At 69.6% G+C, this 11,907-nt stretch carries 3 protein-coding genes; all 3 read left to right on the forward strand.

Annotated features, from left to right (window positions below; all coding sequences use genetic code 11):
- Positions 1-635 precede the first annotated feature (635 nt).
- Positions 636-5,714, forward strand: a complete 5,079-nt coding sequence (locus LXT23_RS37510) for a PA14 domain-containing protein (protein ID WP_253985354.1) — start codon at positions 636-638, stop codon at positions 5,712-5,714.
- 164 nt (positions 5,715-5,878) lie between these two features.
- Positions 5,879-11,515 (forward strand): RHS repeat-associated core domain-containing protein, encoded by a 5,637-nt coding sequence (locus tag LXT23_RS37515; protein WP_253985233.1) that lies wholly within the window; start codon positions 5,879-5,881, stop codon positions 11,513-11,515.
- Positions 11,512-11,883 carry a hypothetical protein gene (locus LXT23_RS37520; RefSeq protein ID WP_253985234.1) on the forward strand — a complete coding sequence of 124 codons (372 nt, stop codon included), beginning with the start codon at positions 11,512-11,514 and terminating at the stop codon, positions 11,881-11,883. Before LXT23_RS37515 ends, LXT23_RS37520 begins: the two co-directional genes overlap by 4 nt.
- Positions 11,884-11,907: the final 24 nt, after the last annotated feature.

The following is an 11,907-nucleotide window of genomic DNA, read 5'->3' on the forward strand; positions in this document are numbered from 1 at the left end:
CCGGCGCGGAAGACCTGGCTTGCTGAATCCGAGCAATGCTCCAGAGGTGACGCCGAGCCGAAGACAGACGGGAAGGACTGGCCGAAGATGCAGCTTCGCCGGCCCTCGTCGAGCGCTCCGCTCGCACGGCCGCCATACGGAGCGAAGGCCCGTGGTTGGCAATTGCGCTGACGATTTTCTGCCGGTGACGCCTGGGCAGAAGCAGATGGCGCCTGATTGGCAGGCGCCGGGGTGCTACGGCTATTCCCTGGCGTCGTCCATTCATGGTACACGCCCGGCACGGGGCCGAGGCCTGGGGCCGCCTCGGCCCTGAACGGACTCAACCGAACGAAGCAGCCGCAGTCCCACGCATGGTGAAGCCTTCAGTGGAAGGGGCGGGTTCCTACGCCTTTCTCGCTGGCCACCCTTGCGTCCAGTGCACCTCTCGAAGTTTTCGTCCCTGCATGGTGCGGGCCGCCCATGCGCATCTCAGTCCCAATTCCTGTCATCGCGGATTGACCGAGTGCGCCCGGGGTGTGCCCTGCGCCCGGTCCCTTCCGAGTTGGTGATGTCCTGCCGGGTGCTGGCGCGCGAGGCGCTGGACCTGGACGCTCGAGGTATGGATGTTTGCACGTAGCAGACGTTTGTTTTTGGCTGTGGGTCTGGCCTTGTGGGCCACGGCCTGTGGAACTGAATCTGAGAACACCCTGGAGCCCGAGCTTGCGCAGGCGGACGGCGAGCTCAACACGGGCAGCTCGTGCGGGCCTCCGCAGGTCGCGGCGGTGCTCGAGAATGGCACGATGCCCGCGCGCGAGGACCGCAAGTGCGAGGGGCCCTGGGAGTACAGCAAATACGCGTCCTGCTACGTCAAGAAGGGCAGCCTGGCCTGCGGAATCGAGAGGTACGAGCAGACGAAGTGCTCGGTGGACAAGACCTGCCGCCACCCCGACTTCGGCGTCGAGTCCCGCGCGACGCTGACGAGGACCGTCCAGGTGATGGGCGAGCGCAAGAATGGCAGGCGCTGCGTCATCATCGATGACCGGGGTACGCAGCAGTGCGAGACCTACGTCTACTATGACTTCAGGGATACCTGCCGCTTTGCCGCCACCTCCGCGAAGGCCGCGGTGGATGACAGGCATGAGACCGGTGTCACCATCCAGAGCCACACCCCCACGCCGGCCACGGCGGAGGGGGAGGACACCGAGACCGCTTCGTGCAGGTACGTCCTCGGGGGCTACCCCACCTACTACCAGCAGCAGGGCAGTGTGTGCGGCAGTGACCTGGTCGACTGTGATGACACGACCAAGCCCATCTACAAGGTGTGCCGTGATTCCAGCCACGGACAGGCGGGCAACCCGGAGGAGTGCCATGACGAGGGGCTCCCGGGGACGCTCGCGCCGGGCCGCTTCTTCTCCGGGCCGGGCCTGACGCTCAACCAGCTGCGTGCGAGCGCCTCCGCGCTCGCGGTGACGAAGGAAGTCAGCGGCTCCGCCCCCCGCTGCACCACGGACGACGACAAGCCCATCACCACGCCGCTGGAGGTCGAGCAGAAGTTCGACAGGCTCCAGGACCAGCTCCAGACGCTCAATGGCTGGGAGAGCACCCCGAGCACGGCGCCCACGGGGGTGGACCGGGCCCTGCTGCGGCAGCTGCTGGTGCGCAAGTCCAAGGTCCTGTTCGAGCTGAAGGGGAAGCACCTCACGAGCGCCCAGGTCACGAAGGTGGTGGGGCTCTACCGCGCCTACCCCGAAGGCGGCACCCGCCTGCTGTCGCGGGTCGACCCGACGGTGAACTTCGACTGGGGCATGGGTGCACCTGCCCCGGGCGTGCCCGCGGACAACTTCACGGTGCGCTGGACGGGGAAGGTCATCCCCCGCTACTCCCAGACGTACACCTTCTACACCGCCAGCGACGCCGGCGTGCGGCTCTGGGTGGATGGCAAGCTGCTCATCGACAACTGGTCGCCCCATGGCCTCACGGAGAACCTGGGGGCCATGACGGCGGCGCTCGTCGCGGGCCAGGAATATGACATCCGTCTCGAGTTCTTCGAGGGCACCGACTCCGCCGTGGCGCGGCTGCTCTGGTCCAGCACGAGCCAGACCAAGGAGGCCATCCCCTCCACGCAGCTGAGGACGCCTGGTGGCGTCCCGGGGTTGCTGGGCGAGTACTTCGACGCCCAGCGCGCGGACTGCCGCAACCCGTGGGTGGCCCCGGTGGAGGACTCCGCCTGCGCGGGGGCCAGCAGTGTCAACGGCCTCTTCGCCATGTGCCGCCGGCTGACGCTGGACCACGTGCCCGCGTCGTCGGTGGAGCGGGTGATGGACACCTGCATCAACGCCATCGCGGAGGCCGAGGCCCTCGCCTGCATGCAGGGGAAGTACGGGGAGACCTATGAGGAGCTCCTTCCCTCGCTCATCAAGGAGCAGCTCGCCACGCCCCATGCGGTGACGGCCGCCGCACGGACCGAGGCGCTGCGCCGCAAGCTGGGCTATGTGGACAGCTGGTACCGCAAGGTCCGCGGCCCCATCTATGGTGGGGACCGACTGTCGCGGCCGCTCAACCAGCGTGTCAGTGAGCTGCTGGGTGAGTTCTGGCGCGGGACGTACATCTCCGAGCGGGCACTGAACATCAAGCCCGGCTCCGGCGAGCCGGAGGCGCCGCCTCTGTCGGTGGGTGACATCCCGGGCCTGTCGGACACCTACCTCCTGGCGGACCGCGAGGTGCTCAAGGCGGCCTTCCCGGAGTCCACGGAGCTGACGGCGCCGCTGACCTCCGCGCCGCTGGTGCTGGTGGTGAGCGACGCCCTCCAGGGCCTGGTGGAGCGGCTGGGGAACACGTCGGACGCGCACGACCTGGGCTGCCGCTTCCGGCAGTGCGCCTCCGGCAAGCTCACCACGGAGGTGAGCCACCAGTGGAAGTACCTGGGCATCCTGTATGACGCGGCGGCGCTGAACACGACCGCCACGGCGCCCATCCAGAAGGTGGATGCGGACTGGCTGGCGGTCTACCAGCAACTGAACCTGCGGCACGACGTGCTGGCCAGCGCGCTGAAGGACGCGGCGGGGCTGGACATCTACTCGGTCCTGAACCTGGAGCGCACACCCCAGGAGCAGATTGCCCCGGTGGCCTACAGCCTGCTGGAGACGATGAAGGGGGCCCGAGCCCGCACGAGCAGCTACGAGCAGTTCGGCACCTTCGACGCGACCCTGCGCAACACGCTTCACGCGGGCATGAACATCCAGGAGAAGGACGAAATCGTCAATGACGTGAACATCGCCCTGAACAACCTCCAGGTCGTCATTGACGCGTACAACCGGGACCTGCCCACCTACCTCCAGACGTACCTGGAGGAGATGCGGGGACAGCGCCAGGCGGCGCGGACCGCCTCCGAAATCCAGCTGATGATGAAGCGGGTTGCGCAGCTGGACACGGATCTGCAGGGCATGCGGCACAACGCGCGCATCGCCGAGGCGAGGCACGCCGACCACTTCGTCCGCACGTTCCGGGAGCTGCTCGGCAAGCCCCAGGTGGCGGACTTCCTCGTGGCTCAGGGGCCGGAGAGGACCATCCCCGTCTCCGCGGAGCACGCGAACTACTCGGGCTCGCAGCCCACGCACAACGACAACATCGTGGTGATGTCCGCCACGGGCCTGGTCAACACTGCGAGCGCGGGTGACATCCTCCACATCAACGTCACGGGTCAGTGGGCTCCCGTCTGCGCGCTCAGCGCGCCCGCGGCGGCCATGAAGATTCCAGGCAGCCCGGATGTGTCGACCATCAGCACCGCGGGTGTCACCACGGGGCCGGAGGGCTTCACGGTGACGTTCACCGGGACGGGCTACACCGCCCAGTCCCTCACCCACGTGAATCAGGATGGCACCTACGACTCGGACTCGATTACCGGCGACGCCTGCATCGGCGTGCGCTCGGAGGCGGGAACGCCCTTCGCCGACCTGATTGGCACCGACGTGGAGGTCTTCGCGGAGGCCAAGGCCTGTATCGGCTACTCGCACTCGAACCAGCGCGCCGACATCGACACCACCACCACCGCGAACGGCTCCGAGTCGCGCAGCAGCGCGTCCTTCACGGCCGGCCTGCGGGTGCCCGGCACGCCCTTCCCCCACCTGCCCGTGGGCAGCCTCCTGCTGGTGGAGATGACGAAGGGCCGCACCGAGCGCAAGGACATCCAGCAGGTCTACGTGCTCCACCGCCCGGCGACCACCGTCCTCATCCCGAGCCGCGCGGCGGCGCCCGCGGGCGTGGACCTCTACCTCGTCGTCAACGACCGGGACGGCTGCGACGTGAGCAGCGATGCCCTGACGCTCAAGGTGAACCGCGCCACCCCGGTGGGCTCGGGGCCCATGGCCATCCGGCTCCTGAATGCCCTGGCGAGCGCCAAGGCCGCGGTGGATGAGGCAGGGCGCAATGCCCTGACCGAGGGGCGCGTCAGCGCGTCGGCCCTCGCCACCATCCGCTCCAACGCGTACGTGGCACTGGAGCACGGCTGCGACACGTGTGGCTTCAACCAGTTCCCGAGCCAGCTCCAGGGCCTGTTCAACGCCTGGATTGACCACGAGCTCGCGGCGCTGTCCCGGCGGGCGGAGATGATTGCCACGGAGCGGGAGATGCAGCTGCTGGCGATGGAGCTGGAGGCGCTCGGGGCGGACCTGGCCCGGCAGGAGGGTGAGTCTCGCCTGGCGCGTCAGCTTCCGCTGCTGGCGCTGCGAGACCTGGAGGGTACGGAGCTGGCGGATGCCACGCGCCAGCTGACGAAGGTCGTCAACCGGGACCTGATGCCCATCATCGAGCTGCGCTATCCCGAGATGCTCACCACCCTGGCGGCGGACACGACGGCTCGGAACGAGCTGCTCGCGCTCACCGACGGCGTGGTGCCAAACGCCCCTGTGTCCCAGCAGCGCGCGACCCACTGGACCCGCTCGCGGGTGGAGACGGCCAAGGTGCTCAGGAGCTTCATCAACCGGGTGATGCTGGACCTGTCGACCCGGCGGAGCCCCGGCAACGACGCCACCGCGTATCCCTACATCGCCGTCAGCTTCCCCCGGCCGGGACGCCCCGCGGGGTGGCAGTCCGCCTACAAGACGGTGGACGCCGTTCGTGCCGAGCAGGTCTGGAAGCAGATTCTGCGCAGGGAGTGGTCGTCCTTCACGGTGCTGCCCGAGGACCTGTACGCCCGTGACGGCTACCAGGGGCGAGGGTGCAGCCAGGGCCTCATGGTCATCCGCGCCATGGGAATCCATTTCGGCATCCCGGGCTCGGACGAGGCCGCGCTGGCCCTGAACGACACGGTCTACTACCCCTCTTTGCGAGTGGCCCGGTGGCTGACCTTCGCGACGAAGACCGGCCCCCTGGTCTACGAGCAGCTCAACGACGAGTACCTGGGGACGGACATGCGGGTCACCTTCGGTCCCGCTCCCAAGGCGGAGCACTGGTTCGGTGAGAAGGGCGTGCGGGCGCTGCGCTACGGCAACGGGCTCTCCCCGTTCACGACCTTCGACTTCAACCTCTCGGCGCTGAACGACATGGTCCTCCAGGGCCTCGTGCTGCGCGACGATGTGGAGGAAATCGTCCTCAGCTTCGAGGTGGAGACGAAGCCGCTGTCGAGCGACATGACGTGGATCAAGTCGTGCGTGCCCCCGCCGACGCCGACGCCGACGCCGACGCCCGGCCCGGACGTGCTGCCGCCGCACGGTGGAGGCACCACCCCGGACGCGTAGTCCCCCTCGTAGCACCCGGCCCCTGGCCACCCCGCGAGGTGGCCGGGGCCGGCCTGTCGTCTTCTGTCATCAATCCTCAACTGCCGTGACGTCCGGGGTGCCGGGTGGCGTGTCCACCTGTCTCGCGCCATGGGCCGTCACGCCTGGAGCTGGTCTTGTCTCGAATGAATGAATGGCTGTGGAGGACCGCGACCTGCGCGGTGTTGCTGGGAGGTGTGCCAGCGCTGGGACAGTCCGGCACGTCGCTGGATGCCCGGGTGCAGGCGCCGGTGCTGGGCGCGCCCGAGCGGGGCTCGCTGGCGGGACAATTCGCGGCGACGAGCTTCGGCGTGGGAGACGTCAGCCGAGGCGTGTTCCGGCTGCCCTGGGCGGACGCGCTGCCCTCGGAGCGGGGCGCGCCCGGGGTGAGCGTGCTGCCCGCGTACTCGCCGGAGAGCGGCCTGAGCGAGTGGGGCCTGGGGTGGAACGTGGGCCTGTCGCTGACCCGGTGGCGGGAGACCGGGGACCTGGACTACGCCACCGACGAGCTGACGGGGCCCTTCGGCCGGTTGGTGGCGGGCACGGATGGCGCCTGGTACCCGGTGGGGCTGGCGCAGAAGGTGCGCGTGACGGCGGTGACGGATGGCTGGGTGGCGCACCTGCCGGACGGCAGCCGCTGGACGTTCGGCGGGGTGAGCCGGGTGGTGACGTCCCGGGGCACGTACGCGTGGTACCTCACGGAGGTCACCACGCCGACGGGGCGGAAGACGCGGCTGGAGTACGAGGCGAACGCGTCCGGGCGCCTGTTCGTGAAGGCGCTGCACCACGGCGGCGTGGGGAACGCGTTCCAGCACCGCGTGGACTTCGAGTACGAGGCGGTGCCCCGGCCGACGACGGACCTGCGCTCGGGCCAGGCGCTGGTGCTCGACAAGCGGGTGAAGGCGGTGGTGGCGCTGTCCCGGGACACCGGCACCAGCCTCTTCGTGGAGCGGTGGCGGGAGAACCTGGCCTACGAGGAGGAGGCGCAGGGGCCGGCGTACTACCTGACGCAGGCGCAGCGCGTGTACGCCTCCGGCGAGAGCGCGCCCATGGTCCGCTATGGCTATGAGCCACTGGGGACGCACCTGGCGCAGCTGCAGGCCGTGAGCGCGCCCAAGCTGGACGCGGTGGTGGCGGAGCGCGGCGTGGACGCCATGCGGGCCACCCGCTCGGCCCTGCTGGACGTGAACCACGACGGGCGGATGGACTTCGAGTCCGCGAGCGACAACACGCTGTTCGTGCAGGAGGACGGCGGCTTCCGCGCGGAGCCCCTGCCGGCGGCCCCGCCGGGCGTGTCTTCGCTGTGCCGGCGCAGCGCCACCGGGTCGACCGTGCCACGGATGCTCGTCCAGATGCGGGCGACGGACCTGGAGTACCAGGTGGTGGGCGTGCAGGCGGACAACCTGGGCAACCAGACGACGGTGGCGGTGTGCAACCGCGAGGGCGTGCCGTACACCACCCTGACGCTGGCCGCGAACTGGACGCTGGGCGGCAACGTGCGCCTGGCGGACGTCAACCGGGACCGGCAGCCGGACCTGGTGAAGGTCTCCGCCGGCCGCTACACCATCCACCCCAACACCAGCACGGCCCAGGGCTTCAGCTTCGGCGCGGCGGTGACGGGGACGCTGTCGCCCAGCGTCGCTCCCAACACCACCTGGCTGCAGGACGTGAACGGAGACGGGCTGGCGGACATCGTCGTCCGGGGCAGCGCCTCGCTGCTGGTGTGGCTGGGCAAGGGCAGCTACGGCTTCGAGCAGACGGCCCGGACCTTCACCTTCCGCACCCCCCAGGGCGCGGCCTACTCCAGCCTCACCAACTACCAGCTCCACTTCGCGGATGCGAACAAGGACGGGCTGGTGGATGCCCTGTTGACGCGCATCAGCTCCCCTGGGACCCTGCTGCTCATCAACACCGGCAGCGCCTTCCAGGAGGTGGCGGTGCCCACCCTGAACGCCATGGTGGGCACCCCGGTGGTGGCGGACTTCGCGGGCACGGGCGAGGTGGAGGTGCTCTTCACCGACGCGGGCCCGCCGCGCAGCGTGGGCATGACGGCGCCGCGCGTGGCGCTGCTGCGCAGCGCGGATGACGGCCGTGGCAACCTGCTGCGCTTCGAGTACGAGCGCAGCGCGGCGGTTCAGGGCGGGCATGCCCGGCAGGTGGTGCTGGGGGCCCTGGAGGTGCGCTCCTCCGGCCTCGAGACGGTCCGCTACACCTACGGCTACTCCGAGCCGAAGGTGCACTCCGTGGGCCGGTACCTGGTGGGCTTCGGCGGCGTGACGCGCACCGGCCCGGGGCTGGTGGAGGACGCGCGGTTCCTCAACGGGGACTACTACTCGGGGCTGCCCGCGTCCTCGACGCAGCACGACACGCAGAGCCCGGGCGTGCATGGCTACACGTACCAGACCTACGAGGACGCGGTGTTCCAGGGCCTCCCCTGGAAGCGCTTGGAGGAGACGGGCAACGGTTGGGCCCAGGCGGACGGGCTGGCCGTGGGCGAGTGGACAAAGTACGTGCGGTACGAGGCGGAGGTGTGCCCCGCGGAGGTGACGCAGCACACCGCCCACGGCACGCTCAAGACGGAGACGTGGCGTGCGTCGCCGAGCGGCCTTGGCGTCAGCCTGCACTGCCTGCAGGCCCGGACGCTGCTGACGGGCATGCGCCCGGACTCCACGGTGGACTTCAAGTACGAGGCGCGGCTGACGCGCAACTCCGCGGGTCAGGTGGAGAAGGTGGAGGACGTCTCGGCGGACGGTGACGTGCTCACCGTGCAGCAGGCCGTCTACGGGGCCAATGCCCTCATCCAGAGCGTCACGGAGCCGGGGCGGGGAACCACCACCTTCGAGTGGGAGCCCGGCACGCTGCAGCTGTCCCGGGTGGTGTCTCCGGACGGCGTGGTGATGGAGGCTGGCGACGTGCACCCGACGACGGGCGCCATCCAGCAGCTGTCCACCCTGCGCGGCAGCCGGAGCTACAGCCAGTACTTCCGCTACGACGGCCAGGAGCGGCTGGCGAAGCGCTGGGACGACCTGGGCGGCGCCAGCGAGGTGAACCCTCAGCTGCTGCTGGCCTACCGCTACGCCACCGACACGCGGCCGGGCAGCTTCTCCACCTCCGCGCTGGTGGACTCCCTGACGGGCTCCACGCGTGCCGCGGTGGAGTGGCAGACGGCCACGGGCGAGAGCCTGGGTATTGCCTCCCGCATTCCCCAGGGCTGGGCGGTGAAGAGCCTGTCCACGCGCAACCCCCTGCTGCTGGAGAAGAAGACGCACGTGCGCCCCGCGCTCGGCGCGTCGGTGGACCCGCAGGGCCTGGACTACGCCACCCTGCTGGCGGGGACGGACGTGGTGAGCACCCTGCGGTCCTCCGGCCTGGGCTTCGACTCCAGCGCCATCTCGCGGCTGCATGCCGACGTGCAGCGCCAGGTGGCCTCGCAGGTCCAGCTGGTGGACGGGCTGCTGATGCAGGAGGCCGTGGAGAACGGCGCGGACGCCATCCACCTCTTCATGGACACCCAGAAGCGCACGGTGGCCTACGAGGACGAGGCGGGGACTCGCTACACCTACCGCTATGACTCCCTGGGCCGGCTGCGGGGGGTGGGCCTGCAGGACGGCAAGAACCACGGCGTCCACTTCGATGGGCACGGCCGCGTGTCGCGGGTGGACGTGGACGGCACCGCCTCCGTGGCCTACGCCTACCAGCCCGGCACGAGCCTGCTGGCGCGGAAGACCTTCCTCTCCACCGCGGGGATTCCCCTGCGCACGGAGGACTACGGGTACGACGCCATCGGCCGCAAGGTGCTGGACGTCCACACGGACCTGAGCAGCGAGGAGTCCCTGTCCTACCAGTACTTCCACGACGGGGCGACGCCGACGTCGCCCGCGGACGCGGACTCGGTGGGCCTGCTGACGGCGGTGCGGGGCCCCGGGTACCTCAAGCAGTTCGAGTACCGGGTCGACGGCAAGCCCACGCGGAGCACCCTGCGGTTCGACGGGTGGCGCACCGTGGAGACGCTGCTGGACTACCGCGAGGACGGCAGCGTCCGCTCGGAGTCCGCGTGCGTGCGCCTGTCGGACGGCACCTCGCAGGGGTGCACCGTGCTGGCCAACACCCTGGACGTTCATGGCCGCACGGCCTCGCTCTCCCTCAACGCCGCCCCGCTGGCGGCGCTGGCGTACGACGCAGAGGGGCTGCTTGCCGGGGCCTCCCTCACCGGGGGGCGCTGGGCCAGCTTCACCCATGACTCGCTGACGCGGGCCGTGGTGGGCTTCAGCCAGGGCGGGCCGGGCCTCCAGTCCTCCACCTCGTGGCGGTATGGCCCGCGCGGGCTCGTCACCTCGGAGACGTTCCAGGTGGGCAGCCAGAGCCTGACGCGCGTGCACGACTACTCGCCGCAGCGCTTCCTCACGAGCTCCACGGATGCCCAGTCTTCCTACGCGTACGCGTACGACGCCATGGGCCTGCCGTCGCGCATCGAGGAGAACGGCGTGGCCCGCACGTTCAAGGGGAGGTCCGGTGCGCTGGATGCCGGCGACGACGTCTACACCTTCGACGCGCTGGGCCGCGCCCTCACCCGGGGGGACCTGAGCTTCAACTATGGGCCCCATGGCCAGCTCGCCCTCGCCACGCGGGGGACGGAGGCGTGGCAGTACCTCTACGACGAGGCGGGCCTGCGCCTGGCGAAGCTGCACAACGGCGTGTTCCAGGCTGGCTACCTGGGCGAGGGCGCCTACCTGGACGGCACCGGGCTGACGCGGCCCTTCAAGGTGGGCGACCGCCTGCTGGGCGTCATCCAGGGCGGCGTCCTGTACCCGCTGGCCGCCGACCGGCGCGGCACCGTGCTGTCGGACAAGGACGGCACGCCCCGGTTCGCCTCGCCCTACGGCGTCCGGACCACGCCTACCGACACCGCCGCCGCGCTGGACTTCGTCGAGCGGAGCTACGACGCGGACCTGGGGCTCGTCCGCATGGGCGTCCGGGACTACGACCCCGCGCTCAACCGCTTCCTGTCACCGGACCCGCTCTACCTGGAGAGCATGGAGAAGTGCGCGGAGAAGCCCGTGGAGTGCAACCTGTATGGGTATGCGCGCAACGCGCCGCTGGACTTCATCGACCCGTCGGGCCTGGATACGCTCCTGCTGCACGGTGGCGGTGTCCTGGGGATGGCCTCCGGGGTGGACGAGCTGAAGGCGACGGCGGAGGGGCTCTTCCCGTCCGTGCACGCCGTGGCTCCCGACGGCATCCACGACAAGGCGGGGGTGCCCCTCAAGGACGACCCGGGTCCCGCGACACAGCTCGCCGCAACGTACTTCCACGTCAACCCGTCCGAGATGAACCTCATCGGTTACAGCCAGGGTGGGGACGCCGCCATCATGGCCGTGGCCTCGGGAGGCCCCTTGAATGGCGGCAAGTGGGACAACGTCATCATCCTGGGGGCGCGAGTGGATCGCCTCATTGCCAACATCGAGGCCGCATCGGCCAACACCGAGCATCTCGTCATCATCAGTCTCTGGGACGACAAGTACTTCTGGGAAGACACTGTCGAGCTGTTCGGAGACCGGAGGATGGAGACGCTCGAGACGGGAATCATCGCGAAGTACGGCTCGATGGAGGCCTTCTCCGCGAAGTTCCCGAACGTGACCATCGGCAGTGCGGAGGGAGGGCACATGGGCGCGGGAAACCGTGACAAGAGCCAGACGGCGGTCACCAAGGGGGTCGAGGCCTCTCGAAGCAAGACGGGCCAGCACACCATCGAGAAGCCCAAGCCCGAGGAAGAGAAGGAATGAGCGAACCTGGCAGCCCGACCGCTCGGAAGGTGGTCATGCTCGCGGTGGGCATGAACATCCTCGTGCACCTGGGATTGGTGACGGCCGGGCTGCTGGAGGAGAACGGGAGCCTCATGCAGCGGGCAGGCATCTACACGGACATGTTTCCCGTACCCGTGAATGCCTGGTCCGTCCTGTTCCATTTCCCCGCCATGCTCGCGGCCGGGTTCACGCTCGCGGCCATCCAGGACCGGATGTCACCCCTGGCCCTGGTCCTGCCGCAGCTGGCCTTCCTGGTCGTGTCGTCCGTCCAGACGGCCCTGGTGGCCCGGGGCCTCTACTGGCTTTGGGGTAGGGTGCGCGGCGCGCTTCGCGGGCGCCGCGCGTAGTCCGGTGTGAGCGCCATTCCTCCG

The sequence above is a fragment of the Pyxidicoccus xibeiensis genome (assembly GCF_024198175.1).
GTDB lineage: Bacteria > Myxococcota > Myxococcia > Myxococcales > Myxococcaceae > Myxococcus > Myxococcus xibeiensis.